This is a genomic window from Jonquetella anthropi DSM 22815 (assembly GCF_000237805.1).
Taxonomy (GTDB): domain Bacteria; phylum Synergistota; class Synergistia; order Synergistales; family Dethiosulfovibrionaceae; genus Jonquetella; species Jonquetella anthropi.
Window position 1 is genome coordinate 51,700 of sequence record NZ_CM001376.1, and the last position, 17,904, is coordinate 69,603.

The following is a 17,904-nucleotide window of genomic DNA, read 5'->3' on the forward strand; positions in this document are numbered from 1 at the left end:
CGGGAAGGGAACGAATGGAGCGGAAGACGGGATTTGAACCCGCGACCCCGACCTTGGCAAGGTCGTGCTCTACCCCTGAGCTACTTCCGCGTGGCGGGGCTGACGAGACTCGAACTCGCGACCTTCGGCGTGACAGGCCGACGCTCTAACCAACTGAGCTACAACCCCAATTTACGAACAGAAACTATATCAGATTCTCAGCCGTCTGACAAGAGGGGCTTTGTAACCTGTACAGGCCAGATTTGGCAGAGTATGATAAAAATAATATTATACGCTGAATACGGCTGGCCGCTGCCTGCCGAGACGGGAGTGGTTTTTTTGAACGTGTTTCAACGCGTGGCGCAGGGATGGCCCAACGAGACGCTGAAGGAAGAACTTCGGACGTTCTTCATCGTCACGTTCGGCAGCCTTCTTTTTGCCCTGTCAGTGACGTTTTTTGTGGTTCCCGCGAAGCTGCCGAGTACAGGCGTCACCGGGATTGCCCTGTTTTTAAAATATCGGTGGGGCTGGTCGCTCGGACTCACGACGGCGCTGATGAACTTGGCGCTCTTTGCCTACGCGTGGAAGGCTCTTTCCAAGCGTTTTCTCTTTTGGTCTGTGTACGCGACGCTGCTCATCTCCGTTTCATTTGAGCTGACGGCGCTGATTCCGCCGCTGGCCATCGACGACCCGATGCTTCTCGTGCTCACCGCCGGGGTCACTCAGGGCATGGCGTTCGCCATGGTGTTTTCGACCGGCGCGTCCACCGGCGGGATGGATATCGTGACTGTGGCGGTCAAGCGGAAAACCGGCATAGAAGTGGGCAGCATTTCCATGATCATCAACATAGCCATTTTAGGGCTGTTCATCTTCGAAGTGCCGATACAGAAGGTCCTGTACGGTCTGGTGATGGTCTATGTGTCCTCTCAGGTGACCAACTCGGACCTTCGGGCGTTCGGCGTCCGCAAGGAGGCCATGATCGTCACGCAGCACGTGGAAATGGTGCGGAAATACATCGTTGAGACCATGCACCGAGGCGTGACGATTTTCGAGGGCAAGGGCGGCTTTGACGGCCGGCCTCGGGCCGTCATGATCAGCTTGCTGTCCAACCGTCAGGCGTTTGCCCTCAAGCAGTTCCTCAAACAGAACGACCCGACGGCGTTCATGAGGCTGTCAGAAGCTGCCGAAGTCCTAGGGACCGGATTCAGGTCTTGGAGAAGCGATATATAGCGGGCCGCAGTCCGGCACGAACTGGAGGCGACGGGGCGGCGGAAGTCTGACCTTCCGCCGCCCTTCCTGTCAAGTGAGGAGCGATGAATATGGTAGAACTGCCCGATCTGAATATTGAAGAGCTGGCCCGTCAGGCCCTTCAGGAGTCGCCGGACGGGAACGGCCGGCTGCGGGCCGCGTGGCGGGCCTGTCGGGCTGAGGTGATGGGCCGTCTCCAAGATCCGGCCCAGCGGGGCGCCATGGCGCGGGGGCTCCGGGCCGTCGATCCGGGCGAAGACCGAGTGATCGGCGGCATCTCTCCAATCGGCGGCGCGCTGTCGGCTGTTTTGGGCAGCATGGCGTTTCGGGGCGGGCTCTCCGTCGTGGGGCGGGTAATCGGCGCCGACTTGTCGATTCTCGCCGTGCCGGCAGCCGTTTTAGGAGGCGCGTTCGGCACGTGGGTTTGTCTGGCTCACGCCGAGGGAAGCCGCAAATCAATCAAAGCCGCGGCCGCGCTCAGCGCCGCGTCGGTTGTCCTGCCGTGGCGGGGCCGGCTGATGAGGGCGGCTTTTGCGGCCTTCAGCGGCGCTCGGCTCTGGGTCACTCGCCCGATGGTTCGGTTCGACGAGGAAGACGCGGTTCAGCGAATTTGTCTGGCAATCCGCGCTGAGCTGACAGCGATCATGAGCGCTGAACTGGCGGGCGTTTTCCAGACCATACCGGGGAAGTTGACGTCGTCGATTCGGGACCTGAGCCGGAGTTCCTCTCAGGACCGGGACGCGGCGGTCGGCGCGCTGCTTGACGCCGCGCGGAGCGAGGGCGTTCAAGGGCTCGACGGTCCGAAAACGTTCTGCTGGGAAGCGGGGAGCGAAGATCTGTACGAGACGTTCGGACTGGTTGAGCCGGGCGATTGGGTCAAAGAGGAGCGTCCGCCCGAAACGGAGCCGTCCGGCGCCGTTCGCCGCGGGCTGGTGAGGAAGGTGAAACGATGACGCGGGGCGTGCTGGCAGTCGATTTAGGCACGAGCAACACGTACATCAGCAAGTGTCCGGACAGCGAGCTGAGCCCGTCCGCGGTGGAGCTGTGGGGCGAGCGGGGTAGCTTGGACACGGCGATTTTGTACCGGCCCGGCGAAGATCCGGTCATCGGTGAGGCCGCCACGTTCGGCTGGGCCGAGGCGTCGCCTCTCCAACGAAAGCGCTGGGAACTTCACAGCCGGTTCAAGCCCGAGCTCGACCGAAGCGCCGACGTGAAAAAATGGGCGGTCGATTTCCTGAAAGGCTTGTTGAGCGGCGGTCGGAAGCGGCACTTGGACATTGACCCGGAGGGGCGGCAGGTCTTTTTCGGCTTTCCCTGTCAGGCGTCGGAGAGCTGGCGCGGCGAGCTGAGAGACGTCGCCAGAAGCGCTGGATTTGGCGAGATCACGCTGCTTGAAGAGCCGCTGGCCGCGCTGGCCGAGGCTTTGGCCGCCGGCGCCTTGAGCCCGTCAGAGGTGCGGAGAAACGTGCTGGTCGTCGACTTCGGCGGCGGCACGTGCGACATGGCGTCGGTCTGCGGCCTGCAGGTGAAGAAGGCGTGGGGGGACTGGCTTTTAGGCGGCCGGCTGTTCGACGACCTGTTCTTCAGCTTGCTGGCCGAGCGGACGGAAGGCGCGTTCGAGCGGTGGGAAGCCGGCGGCGCGTTCGAGTTCGTCCGGCTGTACTGGAGCAAAATCCTGAAAGAGCGGTTCTCTGCCGCGATGGCCGACGACAGGACCAGACGGTGGAGCGGCTCGGCCGGCGAGTACGGGGCGATCCCGTCGCTCGACTGGGACGAGTTTATCGGCCGGTGCCGTCGGTTTACCGCTTCCGGGCCACTTGTTGGGGATGTGCCCGGTTGTCCTGGGAGCGCCGGCGAGTGCGACTTGATCGGCCGGTTTGAAGCGCTGCTCGACGGCGCCGACGAGCCGGAACTGGTGCTCCTTTCGGGCGGTTCCAGCCAGTGGCCGTTCGTGGACGACGCTGTGCGAGTTCGCTTCCCGAGCGCTCGAGTGCTGCGCAGCGATCGGCCCGGCGGGGCCGTCGCCCGCGGGCTGTCCCTGCTTCCGGCCCTCACAGCCCGGCACGAGTCGAGCCGCCGTCAGCTTACCGCCGGATCGGCGGCCTTCGTCAGCCGCACCCTTCGCGGCCCGCTGGCGCAGGTTCGGCAGGAGGCGTCTCATCAGCTGGGAGCCAGCCTGTCCGGTCTGATGATCCGCGAAGCGGTCCGTCCGGCGGTCGAAGAGTACCGAACGGAAGGCGGACCGCTGGCGGAGCTTGAGAAAAAACTGAACGATCGGGTGGAGGGCCTCCGCGGGCAGGCCGACGAAATGGCCCACGCGGCGCTGGGCCGATGGACCGGCGAGGCGGCCAACGTGCTGTCGCTGCTCCTCAAAGAGTGGTTCGCCGAAAACGGCGTCGTCTCGTCGCCCCGACTTGACAAGCCGATCGACTTGGGCGGGGCAGGCGCCGGGGCGGGGCTCCAGTCTCTGGCCGGCAAGTTAGTTCAGCAGGCTCTGTCGCCGCTGTCAAAGTTCGGCACTCTGGCCGTCTCGGCCTTGGGCGCCCTCTTGGGCGGGACTGCCGCCGCGCTCTCGACGGCTGTCGGACCGGCCGGCTGGGCGGTCGGCGGCCTGTTGGCCCTCGGCGGGTGTCTCGCCGGACGTCCGGCCATGGAGCGGTGGATGTCGTCGCTTGACCTGCCGAAGGCCGCGGCCGGGTACCTGCTTTCTGAGGCCCGGGTGAACCGAATGATCGGCCGGCTCCGGGAGCAGGCGGCAGGAGAAATTGACCAAAAACTTTCGGACGCGTGGGCCGCCGGGCTCGACGAGTTTGAAACGCTCGTCAAGCAGGCCGTGGCGTCTGAAATCGCCGGCCTTGACGCGTTCTGCCAGCTCGGTAGGAGGGAGGAAACGACCAAGTGACGCAGGGACTTGTCCAGATTTACACCGGCGACGGCAAAGGCAAGACGACCGCCGCCCTCGGCTTGGCCGTTCGGGCGCTGGGCCGAGGCTGGCCGGTTCGGATCATTCAGTTCCTCAAAGGGGTTCGAGCCGGCGAGCATGCCGCGTTCGAGCGGCTTGGGGTTTCCATATCCTTTGTCCCGTCCGACGTCCCGCCGTGGAAAGCGCGCCGGGAGGATCTGGTCGCCTCCTGCGCCAAGCAGCTGGCTCAGGCTCGGGAGGCTCTGGCCCAGATGGATCGCGGGCTCGTGGTGCTCGACGAGATCATCGGCGCGTTGAACAAAGAGTACGTGACCCGCTCGGACGTCGAAGCCCTGCTGGCGGCCCGCCCGGAGAGCGTCGAACTGGTGATGACCGGACGGGACGCGCCCGACTGGCTCATTGACCGGGCCGGACTGGTCACCCGAATGACGCTGGTTCGCCACCCGTTTTCTCAGGGCGTGCCGGCTCGGGAGGGCATGGAGTTCTAGCTTGACGCTCCTCTGGGGGGATGGGACAATAAAAAGAGAATTTGCAGGATAAAACGCTTCGGGAGCAGTAGGGAAGCCGGTGTAAGTCCGGCGCTGCCCCGCATCTGTGAGCGGGACGACTCCGCAGAGGCCACTGCCGAACTTTTGGTGGGAAGGCGCGGACGAGGACGACCGCCAGCCAGAAGACCAGCCCGGAGCACAGAAGCGCCCCCGGCGAGGGATACGGGTGACGGCTTTCGACGCGGCAGCGCCGCGGCGAGCGGGTAGCCGTGCCCGCCTGCCGCGGCGTTTTGACGTCAAACGACAGCGGAGGGAACGAACCATGGGAGACAAAGCGCTGCTGGTTGTTTTTTTCGGGACGTCTGTGCACGAGGCGCAGAGCGCCCTTCGCCGCTTCTCCGACGCGGCCAAGAAATCGGCCGGCGAGGGCTGGAAGGTCGCGGAAGCCTGCACGTCCAACATCATTCGCCGGAAGCTGAAAAAAGAAGGCCTGTCGATTCCCACGCCGCTGGAAGCTCTGGCGCTCCTTCAGGACGAGGGATACAAGCAGGTGTTCGTTCAGCCCGGCCACGTCATTCCCGGCGCCGAGTACGACGACCTGCGAAGCGTCGTCGAGTCGCTGGGGGCGGTACGGGGCAAGTACGGTTTCAAGAAGCTGGGGCTGGGCCGCGCCCTGCTGATGAACGAAAGAGACTGCGCTGACGTCGCCGAGATCATTGGGCGCGTCTGGGAAAAGCTGCTCGCCGCCGACGAGGCATTGGTCCTCATGGGACACGGCTCGTCCCACGTGGCCAACGCCCTCTACAGTCAGGTTCAGACCTGCCTGTCCCGACTGTCGGGCCGGCTGTTCATCGGGGCGGTCGAGGGCTCGCCGACGCTGGACGACGTGCTCGCCCGGCTGAGCGAAAAAGGTTTGAAGAAAGCCGCTCTCGTTCCCTTCATGGTCTCGGCGGGCGACCACGCGCGAAACGACATGGCCGGCCCGGGCGCCAAGTCGTGGAAAAGCGTCCTGCAGGCTCAGGGAATTGAAACGCGGGCGTTCCTTGAAGGGTTCGGGGACACGGAAGAGTTCCTGAACTACTTCGGCGGCCGCGTGGCCCAGGACATCGAACGGTTTTAGGCAAACAGACTGCGCCTCAGGAGGGAAAAGATGAAATTTTACGCGGTGGGCGTCGGCCCCGGCGACCCTGAGCTGATCACGCTGGCGGCGCTTCGAACTCTTCGGGAAGCCGGGCTGATAGTCGTTCCCCTGTCCGCTCCCGGCAAGGAGAGCGAGGCCGAGCGGATCGTCCGGAGTCACCTCCCGGACGCGCCGATCCTTCAAATCGTCTTCCCAATGGTTCGGGACGAGGCTCGGCGCGACGCGGAACTCCGAAGCCAGCTGGAAGCGTGCCGAAGTCGCTGGGAAGACGTCCCGTCAGTCGTCATGCCGGTCATCGGCGACTCGGCTCTGTACGCGACCGCGTTTTGGCTGGCCAAGGCGTGGTCGCAGCTGACGGACGTTCAGCTTCAGCTCGTTCCCGGCGTGTCGGCCCACTCGCTGGCTTGCTGTCTGACCGGCCAGTTTCTGGCCATGGGCGACGACGTTTTCTCGGTCATCCCCGGCACGGCGGCGGAAGAGCGGATAACCCAAGCCCTGCGGGCTTGCGACTGCGCCGCGCTGTACAAGCCCAGCGCGCTCAAAGGCCGGCTGAGGAAGATCGTGGCTTCCGCCGGGCCGTGGCGGCAGGTTATTCGGGTTGACCGAGCCGGCCTTGACGGCCAGAAAATCGTCTCTGGGCCGGAAGCTCTTGACGAGGCGTCGGAGTACCTGTCTACCCTGCTTTTGTGGCGGTAACCGCCCGAACCGGCGAGAAAGGGGGAGCGGCCGTGATTCAATTTTTGCCGCCTGACGCGATCGAGCGCCGAAGTTTTGAAATCATCCTGGAGGAAATGGGCGACCGGGCCAAGCTGATTCCGGCCGACCAGCTGTCGCTTTTTCAGCGGGTCATTCACACGTCCGCCGACTTCGACTACTTGGACAACCTGTTCGTCTCGCCCGACGCCGTCAGCTCGGGCCGAAGGGCCCTGTCGAACGGCGCGACGGTGGTAACCGATACCAACATGGCTAAAAGCGGCATATCCTCTCACGCGATGAACCTGCTGGGCTGCAAAGTTGTCTGCCGAATGGCCGACCCGGACGTGGCGCGGGAGGCGAAAGAACGGGGAGTCACCCGGGCCGTCGTGTCCATGGAACGGGCCGCGCGCGAGACGCCGGAAGCCATTTTTGCTATCGGCAACGCCCCGACGGCGCTCGTCGAGCTGTGTCGGCTCGTTCAGGCCGGGCAGGTCCGCCCGGCGCTCCTTATCGGCGTGCCGGTCGGGTTCGTGAACGTGGTCGAGTCCAAGGAAATGGCCAAGGCTCTGGACGTGCCGCGCATCATTGCCATGGGCCGCAAGGGCGGCTCCAACGTGGCGGCGGCTATCGTCAACGCTCTGGCCTACGGACTGACTCGATGAGAGCCGAGCGGGTTCTGCGCGAGGGCGTGACGACCGGAAGCTGCGCGGCGGCGGCCGCGGCGGCGGCCGCTTTTTTTATCCGGGACGGGCGGATCGTCGACTCGGTCACGGTGGACGCCCCGGCGCGGAAGTTGTCCGTCGACGTGGCGTGGGTTCGAGCCTGCCCGGGCGGCGCTGAAGCGGGCGTCGTCAAAGACGGCGGCGACGACCCGGACGTGACGAGCGGCCTGACCGTCCAGAGCCGGGTGCGTCCCCGAACGGACGGTCAGGTGACGTTCTGCGCCGGCGCTGGCGTGGGGACCGTCACAGGCCCGGGCCTGAAAGTTCAGCCGGGCCAGCCGGCCATCAACCCGGTTCCCCGGCAGATGATCGCCCAAGCGGTCCTTGAAGTGCTGCCCCGCGGCGCCGACGTTACAGTCTCGATTCCCGGCGGCGAAACGGTGGCGGGGTGCACCTACAACCCGCGGCTTGGAATCGTCGGCGGGCTTTCCGTGCTGGGGACGTCGGGCATCGTCCGCCCGATGAGCGAAGAGGCGCTGAAAGCCACCTTCAAGGCGGACTTGGACGTCAAAGCCGCCAAAGGCCGGCGGCGTTTTGTCTTCGTCTTCGGCAACATGGGCGAGGAGATGACTCAGAAGCTGCTGAAGCTCGGCCCGTCCAGCACGGTCCAGATGGGCAACGAGGTCGGGTTCATGTTGCGGGAAGCCCGCCGGCTGGAAGTGACCGGCCTCATACTGGCCGGTCACTCGGGCAAGATGATTAAGCTGTCCGCCGGGATATTCCAGACTCACAGCCGGGTTGCCGACGGGCGAATGGAAACGCTCTGCGCCCTCGCGGCGCTCGAAGGCGCGCCCTTGCCGGTATTGAACGACATCTACGCGGCCACGACGACCGAAGCGGTCCGGGAGATCCTCTGCCGGGCCGGCTTGGAGTCGGTCTGGGGCCGGGCGGCGCTGGCGGCCCAGAAAAAAGCGGCGGCGTACCTGTGGGGCGACGTGCGGATAGAGACGGCATTCCTCGACAACGACGGCCAGCTGCTCGGCGCGTCGGCGGGACTGGAAGAGCTGGCGTCAGAGATCAGGGAGGACGAGGCGGTATGGGAAAACTCTTTGTCATAGGGGCCGGGCCGGGAAACCCCGGCGGCGTTCCCCTCAGGTGCCTTGAGCTGGCCCGTTCTCTGCCGAAAGTCTACGCGTTTGACAGGCCGCGCCGTCTCCTGTCGGGCCTGCTGGGCCGGCCGGTCGAGCCGTTCGGCCCGAAACTTGACCCGTCCCTCGACGAGCTGGAATGGGCGCTGGCCGAAGGGGACGTCGGTTTGTTAGTCACAGGGGACCCGTGCCTGTTCAGCCTGCTTGACCGGCTCCGAAAACGGTTCGGCCCGGACGCGATGGAAGTTCTGCCCGCTTCCGGCGCCCTTCAAAGCCTGTTCGCCAAGCTGAAAGAGCCTTGGGAAGGGGCGGTTGTTCTGAGCGGCCACGGCCGGGATCTGACCGGCGAACGGCTGGCCGGGACTGTGAAGGCCAACCGGCTGACGGTCCTGTTCTGCGACAAAGACCACACGCCCGCGTGGGCGTGCCGTGTTCTGGAAGATTTCGGCCTCGGCGGCGTCTCTGCCGCCGCCGGGGAGCGGCTGGACCACGACGACGAACGGATAGCTTCGGGGGCCGCGCGGGACTTGGCTGACCTGCCGTTTGGCGGCATGTCGGTCGCCCGGTTCCTCAACGGCTCGCCGTCCGGCCGCTTTTGGCCGGGGCTGAAAGACGAGAGCTTCACCCGCGGCCACGTGCCGATGACAAAGCGGTTTGTCCGGGCGCAGATTTTGTCGCTCCTCGCGCCCCAGCCGGGCGACGTGCTGTGGGATGTCGGGGCCGGAACAGGCTCGGTCTCGGTTGAGCTGGCTTTGGCAGCGCCGGAAGGGATCGTCTGGGCGGTCGAGCGCGAGCCGGAGGGGATTGAACTCATCAGGGCGAACGCCGCGGCTCTCCGCGCCTACAACGTCAAAGTCGTCGCTGGGACAGCGCCCGAGGCCTTAGAGGCCCTTCCGTCGCCCGATCGGGTCTTCGTCGGCGGCTCGTCGGGAAATCTGGACGAGATTTTACAGGCCGTCGCCGCTCGGGGCGCCGGAATTTCTGTGGTCGTCTCGTCGGCCACCATCGAGACGTCGGCGCAGGCGGCCCGATGTCTCGTGCCGCCGCTTTTCGTCGGCGCGGAAGCCGTCACGCTGACGGTGACGGAACACCAGAAGATCGGCCGAGTTCACCTGAATCGGGCGCAGAATCCTGTGACCCTGTGGTACGCGGTCACGGCGGAGGAGACGGGGAAATGATTCATTTTGTCGGAGCCGGCCCAGGCGCCGTTGACCTCATCACGGTCCGGGGCGCCGAGCTGCTGAAGCGGGCGTCAACGGTCGTCTACGCCGGGTCGTTAGTCAACCCGGCGCTGCTGTCGTTCTGCCCGCCGTCCTGCGTCGTTCTCGACAGCGCGTCCATGAGCTTGGACGAAATTATTCTCGCGCTGCAGGAAGGCGAAGCCCGGGGCGGCGTCACGGTCAGGCTTCACACCGGCGACCCGTGCCTGTGGGGAGCCATTCGGGAGCAGATGGACCGGCTGGACGAGCTGGGAATTTCCTACGACGTCGTCCCCGGCGTCAGTTCGTTCTGTGCCGCGTCCGCCGCGCTTCGGGCCGAGCTGACCCGGCCGGGCGTCAGCCAGTCGGTGATACTGGCCCGGCAGGCGGGCAGAACGCCCGTGCCGGACGGCCAGAGGCTCAGCGACTTAGCGAGGTGCGGTTCTACGATGGTGCTGTTCCTCTCGGCCGGTCTGGTTAAAGAGGCCGTTCAGGAGCTTCTTGACGCCGGGCTACCCGGCTCGACTCCCGCTTGCGCGGTCTACAAGGCCAGCTGGCCCGACGAGCGGACGGCCGAAACGACGCTGGACGATCTGGCTGGTGAGATGGCCCGCCTCGGCATGACAAAAACGACGATGATTCTGGTAGGCGGCGCCCTGTCGCGGGCGCCTGTCCAGACGTCTCTGCTGTACGACCGGTCGTTCGGCCACGGCTATAGGAAGTCAGAAGAGTGAACGCGGGGATCGTGGCGTTCAGCGCCGCCGGCGTCGCCTTGGGCCGTCGGATCGCCGGACTCTTTGAGTCCTGGGGGTGGAGCGTTTCCCTCTCGGCCCCGGCCCGGCTGGCCGGGGAAGGCGTGACCGCCGTCGAAAGCTCTTCCGGCTGGGCGAAGGAGCACTTCAACTCCTGCCGCTGCTTGGTGGTCGTCGGCTCCTGCGGCTTGGCCGTTCGGCTGGTCGCGCCGCACCTGCGAAGCAAAACGACGGACCCGGCCGTGCTGGTCGCTGACGACGGCGGCCGGTTTGTCGTGTCGCTTCTTTCCGGGCATCTGGGCGGCGCAAACCGGCTGGCGGCTCGAGTGGCCGACGCGCTGGGCGGGGCAGCGGTCGTGACGACGGCCACCGACGGCCGGGGCCTGACGGCTATCGACACATGGGCGGCGGATCGGGGATTGAGGATAGAAAACCCGCCGCTGATCGCGCCGGTCTCGGCGCTGCTTTTGGACGGCGGCGCCCCCGGCTGGTGGAGCGACGAGGACATCGAAGTCCCCGACGGATTCGAGGCCCGGGCCGAAGGCCCGGTCGGCGCCGCGTGCAGCGCGCGGATCCTCTCGGATCCTTTTGAGCGGACCCTGTGGCTCAGGCCGCCGGTTCTGTCCCTCGGCGTGGGGTGCCGCCGGGGCGTCTCGTTTCAGGCCCTGAAAGCCGAGCTGGAGCGTTTCGCGTCGGCGGTCCGCTGGTCCGTTCGGTCGATCGTCCGGGTGGCTTCGGTCGACCTCAAAAAGAACGAGCCCGGCTTATTGGCTCTGGCCGAAAGCCTTTCAGCCGCGCCGCAGTTTTTCTCGGCCGACGGGCTGATGGCCCTGCTGGGGAATTTCAGCCGATCGGAATGGGTTATATCAAACGTCGGAGTTGATTGCGTCTGTGAGCGCGCCGCCATGGCGGTCAGCGGCGGCGGGCGTCTTGTCGAGGGCAAGTGGAAAGGCTCAGGGGTCACGTTTGCCTTGGCCCGCCTTGGAGGGGAGGACAGTCGGTGAGCGGATTGGTACGAGTTCTTGGGCTGGGGCCCGGAACGCTTGACGAGTGCACGCCCCGGGCTCTGGCGGCCATGGAGGAAGCGGACGTCCTAGTGGGGTACTCGACCTACATTGATTTAGTCAGGGAGCGGTTCCCCCACAAGCCCACCGAGTCGACCGGCATGACGCTGGAAGTGGAGCGGTGCCGACGGGCCGTCGAGCTGGCGCGAAGCGGAAAGAACGTGGCGGTCGTGTGCAGCGGGGACCCGGGCGTTTACGGCATGGCCGGGCTCGTTCTCCAGCTGTGCGGCACTTCTGGCCCGGAGGTGGAGATCATACCGGGCGTCACCGCCGCCTGTTCGGCCGCCGCTCGCTTGGGCGCGCCGTTGGGGCACGACTTCGCGGTGGTGAGCCTGAGCGATCGGCTCACGCCGTGGAGCCTGATCGAGCGGCGGCTCGACGCGGCCGCGGCCGCGGACTTTATCCTGTGTCTGTACAACCCGGCCAGCCGCGGCCGGCCTGACGTGCTGCGCTTGGCCTGCGACAGGCTGTTAATCTGCCGAAGCGGCGAAACGCCTGCCGGGTGGGTCAGGAACATCGGCCGCCCGGGCGAGTCGGTTCACGTCGGGACGCTGGAACAGCTTCGCTGTCAGACCCTCGACATGTTCACCACCGTGATTATCGGCAACTCGCAGACCAAGCGGCTGAACGGCCGGCTCGTCACGCCGAGAGGATACCGGGAGGCGGAAGCATGAGACGAATTTGGCTGATCGGCGGCACGTCGGACGCCAAAAATCTGGCCGACATCTTGGTCGCCGAGGGCTTTTCACTGCTGGCCACGGTCGCCACGCCGGAAGGGCTTTCGTTCTGGGGCGAGCGACCGGGCCTTGAGGTGAGGGCCGGGCGGCTTGATGAGGCCGCCATGGAAGGCCTGCTGGCTCAGGAAAAGTTTTTGGCGGTCGTCGACGGTTCCCACCCCTACGCCCAACAGGTGACCGCCTGCGCTCGAGAGGCGTCGCGCCGCGCGGGCGTGCCGTTCTTTCGCCTCGGTCGGGCGGCGACCCCTTTGCCGGCTGGCGCGAAGGTGTTCCCGACTGCCGCTCTGGCGGCGGAGTTTTTGGCAAACACGTCGGGGAAAATATTCCTGACCGTGGGCAGCAAGGAGCTCGAGCCGTTCGCCGCGTTGCGCGGCGCCGGCGAGCGGCTGACCGTCAGAATCCTGCCGGCGCTCGCGTCGCTTGAAAAGTGCTTCGCCCTCGGGCTGGGGCCGGCGAACGTCATCGCCATGACCGGGCCGTTCTCTCAGGCGACCAACGAGCTTCAGCTCAAAGAAAGCGGCGCCGCGTGGCTGGTGACAAAAGACGGCGGCGCGGCGGGCGGCGCGCCTGAGAAGTTCGCAGCCGCCGAGGCGCTGGGTGTGGGGCTCGTCGTGATCTCTCGCCCCCTTGAGGGGGACGAGGCGGTTGACGCCGGACGAATTGTCCAGTCGCTGAAAAATATCACCGGCGGCGAGCTTACCGCCCCGGCGCGGGAGGACGTGCCGGAGCAGAAGGCGCTCGTGCCGCTGTTTTTTGACCTGAACGATGGCTTTGTCCTCTTGGCCGGCGGCGGCCCGGTGGCGGCTCGGCGGGCCAGAGCGCTGCTCTCCTGTGGCGTTCGGGTTCTCATGGTCGCGCCGGAGCTGTGCGCCGCGTCAAAGCAGCTTTCCGGCCGCGACGGCTTTACCTGGTGCGCGCGCCAGTGGCAGGAAAGCGACTGTCACGGCGCGACGGTTGTGCTGGCGGCGACCGACGACCCGTCGATCAACGGGCGAATCGTCCAGACGGCCCGGCGGCTCGGCATACCGGTCAACCGGGCGGACAGCCGGCAGGGGAACGACTTCGTCTTTCCCGCGGTCGTCAGGCTCGGCAGCGACGTAGCGGCCCTTTCGACCAGTAGCCTGTCGCCGGCCCGCACGGCCAAGCTGGCGGCTCGCCTTCGAGCCGCATGGCCTCAGATGTGCCGGGACGTGCCGCTCGGCCGGCCTCTTCGGCTGGCCAGCCGGGAAAGCGAGCTGGCCATGGCTCAGAGCCGGCTCGTGGCCGAACGCCTGCACGAGGCGACCGGGTTTGACGTGGAGATTATCCCGTTCCGAACCAGAGGCGACGCGGTGGCCGACCGGCGGCTTGAGTCGGCTGGCGGCAAGGGCCTTTTTGTCAAGGAGCTGGAGCGGGCTATTTTGTCAGGGCAGGCGGACTTGGCCGTCCACAGCCTGAAGGACATGCCGTCGTCCTGCCCGGACGGGCTGGCGTTTGCCGCCCTAATGGACCGGCAGACCGCGTTCGACTGTCTGGTGCTTCGGCCCGGCCTGACTGGCCGTCCCGTCAGAATCGGCACGTCCAGCGCCCGGCGGATCGCCCAAGGGCGGGCGCTCTTTTCGGACGCCCAGTTCGTCCCATTGAGGGGCAACCTGCGGACCCGGCTGTCCAAACTGGACGGCGGTGAGTTTGACGCGCTGATACTGGCCGAAGCCGGTCTCAGGCGGCTGGGCCTCCAAGAGCGGGTGAGCCGGGTCTTTTCGCCCGATCAAATGATCCCGTCGGCCGGACAGGGGACGCTGGCCGTTCAGTGTCCCTTCGACGGTCCTGTGTTTGACCTAGTCTCCCAGCTCGACGAGCCGGCCGTGAGAACTTGCTGCTTGGCCGAGCGGGCCTTCATCGACCGACTGAACGGTGGCTGCACCGCGCCGCATGGCGCGTACGCGCGAGTGGACGGAGAAACGATCGAGATGATCGGCCTGTACGTGCGGCCTGACGGGAAGACGCTTTCAGGGAAAATTTCCGGCCCGGCCGCCGACGGCCCCTCTTTGGCGGCCGAGCTGGCCGACCGGCTCAAACGCCGGGGAGACGGACTGTGACCGGCGCCGTGTGGCTTGTGGGCGCCGGCCCCGGGGATCCGGGGCTGCTGACCCGCCGCGGCGCCGACCTGCTGTCCCGGGCCGACGCGGTCGTCTTCGACCGGCTCGTCTCGCCTGAGATCCTCGAGCTCGCCCGTCCGGACGCGGAGTTGATCGACGTGGGAAAGAGCAGCGGCAGCCACCCGGTGCCGCAGGAAGAGATCAACGGCATTCTGGTTCGTCTGGCTCAAGAGGGAAAGGCCGTCGTCCGGCTCAAAGGCGGCGATCCCTACCTGTTCGGCCGGGGCGGCGAAGAGTTCAGTCACCTGACGTCCTGCGGCGTGCCTGTGGGCGTCGTGCCGGGAATAACGTCCGCGTTCGGCGCGGCCGCCTGCGGGGGAATCCCGGTGACGCACCGGGACTTCGCCTCGTCTGTGACGGTGATTACCTGCCACGCCAAGCGGGGAAGCAGCTGGAAGCCAGACTGGAAGGCCTTGGCGGCGGTCGGCGGCACGCTCGTGTTCCTCATGGGGACGAGCGCGTTGGAAGAAATCGCCGAGGGTCTGATCGGCGCGGGGTTGGACGAATCGACCCCGGCGGCGGTCGTGGAGCGCGGCGGCATGAAAGGGGAGCGGACGGTTCGAGGGACGCTTGGCTCAATTGCCGGTCTGGCCCGGTCCGCCGGCGTCGCCTCGCCGGCTCTTGCCGTCGTCGGCGGCGTCGCGTCGCTGAACTTAGATTTTTCAGACATGCTGCCCTTGAAGGACCTGACCGTCGTCGTGACCCGCGGCGCCTCCGACGCGCCGCGCTTTGCCGGAACTTTAGCCCGCTGGGGCGCTCGGGTTCTCGTCCGGCCGTCCATCGACCCGCGGGCTGATTTCTCGTCTCCTGCCTTATCGGACTTCAGGCCGGGACAGCACGAGTGGCTCGTCTTTACGAGCGCTCACGGCGTGGAGTTCTTCTTCCAGTGGCTGGCCCAAAAGGGCTGGGACGTGAGGGCCTTTGCCGGCGCGAAAATCGCCGCCGTCGGCCCGGCGACGGCCCGGGAACTGGAAGCCCGTGGCCTCATCGTGGACTTAGTGCCCGACGTTTTCGACAGCGCCCATCTGGCGGAGGCCTTAGCCGCGCGGAAAACTTCCAGCGCCGCGGCGTTTCGCGCGTGGGAGGCGACGGACGTCTTGAGCCGAGAAATGGCCCGGTCGGGATGTCGGCTTGACGAGTACCCGCTGTACCGAAACGAGATGGACGGCGGAGAGGTCGGCAGCCTGAGCGCCGACTGGGTGACCTTTGCCAGCCCGTCGGCCGTCCGCGGGTTCGTCAGGCGATGGAAGGCCCCGGGAGCCCGGGCGCTCTGCATCGGACCGACGACCGCTGAGGAAGCTCAAAAGCTCGGGTTTCAGACCGTCACGGCTCGTCAGGCCAGCTTTGAGAGCATGACGGCGGCGCTGTTGGAACTGGCGCGAAGCGAAAAAGCCACGCAAAAGGAGAGAGCGAATTGAACAACAGACCAAGACGGCTGCGCCGGATGGCTCAGCTGAGAAACCTCGTCGCCGAGACGAGAGTTTCAAAAGACAGCCTCATCTACCCGCTGTTTGTGACCGCCAAGCGGGACGCCAAGGACGAAATCAGCGCCATGCCCGGTCAGTACCACTGGGGCGTGGACAGGCTGCCCGAACTGCTCGACCGACTGGCGGCTCTGGGCGTGAAGTCCCTGCTGTTCTTCGGCCTGCCCGACCACAAAGACGAGATCGGCTCGTCCTCATGGGACGAGAACGGGCCGGTTCAGCAGGCCCTTCGGTGCGCCCGGTTCCGTCACCCGGAAATGACCCTGATCGCCGACGTGTGCCTTTGCGAGTACACGTCTCACGGCCACTGCGGCTGTCTGAAACAGGACGACCGGGGAAGTTGGACGGTGGACAACGACGCCACGCTGCCGCTGCTCGCTCGAGCGGCCCTTTCCCTGCTGGACGCCGGAGCTGACGCGGCGGCCCCGTCCGACATGATGGACGGCCGAGTCGCGGCGCTCCGTCAGGAAATGGACCGTCAGGGATTTCTCGACCGGGCTATCTTCTCCTACGCGGCCAAGTTCGCCTCGTCGTTCTACGGCCCGTTCCGTCAGGCCGCCGGCTCCGCGCCCGCCGTCGGGGACCGCAAAAGCTACCAGATGGACCCGCGCAACGGCCGGGAAGCCATCAAGGAAGCTCTGCTCGACGAGGACGAAGGCGCCGACGTTCTCATTGTCAAGCCCGGTTTGGCTTATTTGGACGTCGTCGCCCGGTTGAGGGAGCGCACCGACCTGCCGATCGCCAGCTACTGGGTAAGCGGCGAGTACAGCATGATCAAAGCGGCCGCGGCTCGCGGCTGGATTGACGAGCGGGCTGTGACCTGCGAAGCGGCGACGAGCATTATCCGCGCCGGCGCGGGAATGATCATCACCTACAGCGCGCCCGAGCTGGCCGGCTGGATTGACGAGGGATTCCTCCGTTGACCGGCCGCCTGCTGATCGCCGCGCCCTTCTCCGGGACCGGCAAGACAACCGCCGTCATGGCCCTGCTTGCGGCGCTGGCCCGCCGCGGCGTTACGGCTCAGCCGTTCAAGTCCGGCCCGGACTTCATCGACCCGCGGCTTCACGAGCTGGCGATGTCCCGGCGGAGCCATAACCTAGACATTTGGCTGCTGGGCGCGGACGCCGTTCGGGCGCTCGTCGCCCGGAGTTGTCAGGACGCCGACCTTGGAATCATCGAAGGCGCCATGGGCCTGTACGACGGCCTCGGCTCGACCGACCGGCTCAGCGCCGCCCAACTGGCCCGCGAAACCGAAACGCCGGTCGTCCTGCTCGTGCCGTCTCGGGGAATCAGCCGATCGGCCGCCGCGCTGGTGAAAGGGTTCGTCTCGTTCTGGAATCCGCCGGTCGTTCGCGGCATCATCTTCACCCGAACCGGCGGCCCGTCTCACGCCGAGCTGCTGAAAAAAGCGTGCTCCGACTGCGGCGTGCCTGCCCTAGGATATCTGCCGGAACTGCCCGACTGCCGGCTCAAAGACGGGCAGCTCGGGCTCGTCTGTCCCGACGCTTCCGCTTCACGCGCCCTGATCGGGCGGCTTGCCGAAGCGGCGCAGGAGTGTATCGACTGGCCGGCGCTGCTTTCGGTTGCCCAGACGGCCCGACCGCTCGCGGAAGCCGGCCCGGCCTTTCGGCCGAGCCCCGTTCCCCTTCGGATCGGGCTGGCCCGCGACGAAGCGTTTGACGCCGATTACCCCGCCGCGTTGACCGAACTGGAACGGGCCGGCGTGAGTTGGGTCCCGTTCTCCCCGATGAACGACGCCCGCCTGCCCGACGATTTAAACGGCCTGTGGATTCGCGGCGGCGGAACGTTTGACCCTATCAGCAAAGTCAGCGCCAACCGCTCATTGGCCGCCGACCTGTCGAGCCGAGTGCGGGCCGGCCTACCGCTGTGGGCCGAAGGGCTGGGCGCGGCCTGTTTGGCCGAAAACGCTAGGACTGACGGCCAGCTGCTCCCGCTGTGGGGGGTCCTGCCCGGGACGGTCTATCGGACCGACCGTCGCGCCGGGTTTGGGTACGTCACGTTGGAGATGGACGGGCGGACGGTCCCGGCCCACGAGTATCGATACTGGGAGTGGGAGGAGCCGCAGGCCAACGTCTGGGCCGTCAAAGCGTCGAACGGCTCCCGCTGGCCCGGCGGGTTCGTCCGGGAAGGGCTCGTCGCCCTTTTCGGGCACACGCACCCGCTCGGCGCGTCCCTCATGGTCGAAGACTTCCTTCGGACCTGCGCCGCGTTCCGCTGACGAAAA

Annotated in this window: 16 protein-coding genes, 2 tRNA genes and 1 riboswitch; of the genes, 16 read left to right on the plus strand and 2 right to left on the minus strand. The window is 66.4% G+C overall.

Annotated features, from left to right (window positions below; genetic code table 11):
* Window positions 1-15: 15 nt before the first annotated feature.
* Window positions 16-90 (minus strand) — tRNA-Gly (locus JONANDRAFT_RS00240).
* A 1-nt stretch (window position 91) separates the two neighbouring features.
* Window positions 92-168 (minus strand) — tRNA-Asp (locus JONANDRAFT_RS00245).
* Window positions 169-336: 168 nt separating this feature from the next.
* On the opposite strand from JONANDRAFT_RS00245, the gene JONANDRAFT_RS00250 reads away from it, so the two are divergent.
* The 16 genes from JONANDRAFT_RS00250 to JONANDRAFT_RS00330 all read left to right on the plus strand — a co-directional run bounded on the left by JONANDRAFT_RS00250 (window position 337) and on the right by JONANDRAFT_RS00330 (window position 17,898).
* The gene (locus JONANDRAFT_RS00250) at window positions 337-1,209 is read left to right on the plus strand and encodes a YitT family protein (protein WP_172633442.1); all 873 of its coding nucleotides are present in this window, start codon (window positions 337-339) and stop codon (window positions 1,207-1,209) included.
* Between the two features lie 89 nt (window positions 1,210-1,298).
* A complete protein-coding gene (locus JONANDRAFT_RS00255) occupies window positions 1,299-2,180 on the plus strand; it encodes a hypothetical protein (protein WP_008522295.1) in 882 nt (293 codons plus the stop codon).
* Entirely contained in the window at window positions 2,177-4,129 is a 1,953-nt protein-coding gene (locus JONANDRAFT_RS00260) for an Hsp70 family protein (RefSeq protein WP_008522296.1), read from the plus strand. Before JONANDRAFT_RS00255 ends, JONANDRAFT_RS00260 begins: the two co-directional genes overlap by 4 nt.
* Entirely contained in the window at window positions 4,126-4,638 is a 513-nt protein-coding gene (locus JONANDRAFT_RS00265; protein ID WP_008522297.1) for a cob(I)yrinic acid a,c-diamide adenosyltransferase, read from the plus strand. Before JONANDRAFT_RS00260 ends, JONANDRAFT_RS00265 begins: the two co-directional genes overlap by 4 nt.
* A 29-nt stretch (window positions 4,639-4,667) precedes the next feature.
* Window positions 4,668-4,847: riboswitch (cobalamin riboswitch) on the plus strand.
* 113 nt (window positions 4,848-4,960) lie between these two features.
* On the plus strand, window positions 4,961-5,758 hold the full coding sequence (locus JONANDRAFT_RS00270) for a sirohydrochlorin cobaltochelatase (protein ID WP_008522298.1): 798 nt from the start codon (window positions 4,961-4,963) through the stop codon (window positions 5,756-5,758).
* Window positions 5,759-5,788: 30 nt separating this feature from the next.
* Window positions 5,789-6,475, plus strand: coding sequence for a precorrin-2 C(20)-methyltransferase (locus JONANDRAFT_RS00275; RefSeq protein ID WP_008522299.1), 687 nt, complete (start codon window positions 5,789-5,791; stop codon window positions 6,473-6,475).
* 32 nt (window positions 6,476-6,507) lie between these two features.
* Window positions 6,508-7,137, plus strand: coding sequence for a precorrin-8X methylmutase (locus JONANDRAFT_RS00280; protein ID WP_008522300.1), 630 nt, complete (start codon window positions 6,508-6,510; stop codon window positions 7,135-7,137).
* On the plus strand, window positions 7,134-8,255 hold the full coding sequence (cbiD, locus tag JONANDRAFT_RS00285; protein WP_008522301.1) for a cobalt-precorrin-5B (C(1))-methyltransferase CbiD: 1,122 nt from the start codon (window positions 7,134-7,136) through the stop codon (window positions 8,253-8,255). Before JONANDRAFT_RS00280 ends, cbiD begins: the two co-directional genes overlap by 4 nt.
* A complete protein-coding gene (locus tag JONANDRAFT_RS00290) occupies window positions 8,234-9,463 on the plus strand; it encodes a bifunctional cobalt-precorrin-7 (C(5))-methyltransferase/cobalt-precorrin-6B (C(15))-methyltransferase (RefSeq protein ID WP_008522303.1) in 1,230 nt (409 codons plus the stop codon). Before cbiD ends, JONANDRAFT_RS00290 begins: the two co-directional genes overlap by 22 nt.
* Window positions 9,460-10,218 (plus strand): precorrin-4 C(11)-methyltransferase, encoded by a 759-nt coding sequence (gene cobM, locus JONANDRAFT_RS00295; RefSeq protein ID WP_008522305.1) that lies wholly within the window; start codon window positions 9,460-9,462, stop codon window positions 10,216-10,218. Before JONANDRAFT_RS00290 ends, cobM begins: the two co-directional genes overlap by 4 nt.
* Window positions 10,215-11,240 (plus strand): cobalt-precorrin 5A hydrolase, encoded by a 1,026-nt coding sequence (locus tag JONANDRAFT_RS00300; RefSeq protein ID WP_008522307.1) that lies wholly within the window; start codon window positions 10,215-10,217, stop codon window positions 11,238-11,240. Before cobM ends, JONANDRAFT_RS00300 begins: the two co-directional genes overlap by 4 nt.
* Entirely contained in the window at window positions 11,237-11,974 is a 738-nt protein-coding gene (gene cobJ, locus JONANDRAFT_RS00305) for a precorrin-3B C(17)-methyltransferase (protein ID WP_008522309.1), read from the plus strand. The genes JONANDRAFT_RS00300 and cobJ overlap by 4 nt, the downstream gene beginning before the upstream one ends.
* Complete coding sequence (hemC, locus tag JONANDRAFT_RS07880) at window positions 11,971-14,115, plus strand: hydroxymethylbilane synthase (protein WP_008522311.1); 2,145 nt, start codon at window positions 11,971-11,973, stop codon at window positions 14,113-14,115. The genes cobJ and hemC overlap by 4 nt, the downstream gene beginning before the upstream one ends.
* Window positions 14,112-15,593: a uroporphyrinogen-III C-methyltransferase gene (gene cobA / locus JONANDRAFT_RS00320; RefSeq protein ID WP_008522313.1), complete on the plus strand. Its 1,482-nt coding sequence runs from the start codon at window positions 14,112-14,114 to the stop codon at window positions 15,591-15,593. Before hemC ends, cobA begins: the two co-directional genes overlap by 4 nt.
* Window positions 15,590-16,582 (plus strand): porphobilinogen synthase, encoded by a 993-nt coding sequence (gene hemB, locus JONANDRAFT_RS00325; protein ID WP_008522315.1) that lies wholly within the window; start codon window positions 15,590-15,592, stop codon window positions 16,580-16,582. The genes cobA and hemB overlap by 4 nt, the downstream gene beginning before the upstream one ends.
* Complete coding sequence (locus tag JONANDRAFT_RS00330; protein ID WP_008522317.1) at window positions 16,579-17,898, plus strand: cobyrinate a,c-diamide synthase; 1,320 nt, start codon at window positions 16,579-16,581, stop codon at window positions 17,896-17,898. Before hemB ends, JONANDRAFT_RS00330 begins: the two co-directional genes overlap by 4 nt.
* Window positions 17,899-17,904 lie beyond the last annotated feature (6 nt).

Bases quoted from the DNA above. Each gene is read 5' to 3' on its own strand.
- JONANDRAFT_RS00255 (WP_008522295.1), top strand. From the start codon at position 1,299: ATGGTAGAACTGCCCGATCTGAATATTGAAGAGCTGGCCCGTCAGGCC.
- JONANDRAFT_RS00260 (WP_008522296.1), top strand. From the start codon at position 2,177: ATGACGCGGGGCGTGCTGGCAGTCGATTTAGGCACGAGCAACACGTAC.
- JONANDRAFT_RS00270 (WP_008522298.1), top strand. From the start codon at position 4,961: ATGGGAGACAAAGCGCTGCTGGTTGTTTTTTTCGGGACGTCTGTGCAC.
- JONANDRAFT_RS00275 (WP_008522299.1), top strand. From the start codon at position 5,789: ATGAAATTTTACGCGGTGGGCGTCGGCCCCGGCGACCCTGAGCTGATC.
- cbiD (WP_008522301.1), top strand. From the start codon at position 7,134: ATGAGAGCCGAGCGGGTTCTGCGCGAGGGCGTGACGACCGGAAGCTGC.
- JONANDRAFT_RS00290 (WP_008522303.1), top strand. From the start codon at position 8,234: ATGGGAAAACTCTTTGTCATAGGGGCCGGGCCGGGAAACCCCGGCGGC.
- cobM (WP_008522305.1), top strand. From the start codon at position 9,460: ATGATTCATTTTGTCGGAGCCGGCCCAGGCGCCGTTGACCTCATCACG.
- hemC (WP_008522311.1), top strand. From the start codon at position 11,971: ATGAGACGAATTTGGCTGATCGGCGGCACGTCGGACGCCAAAAATCTG.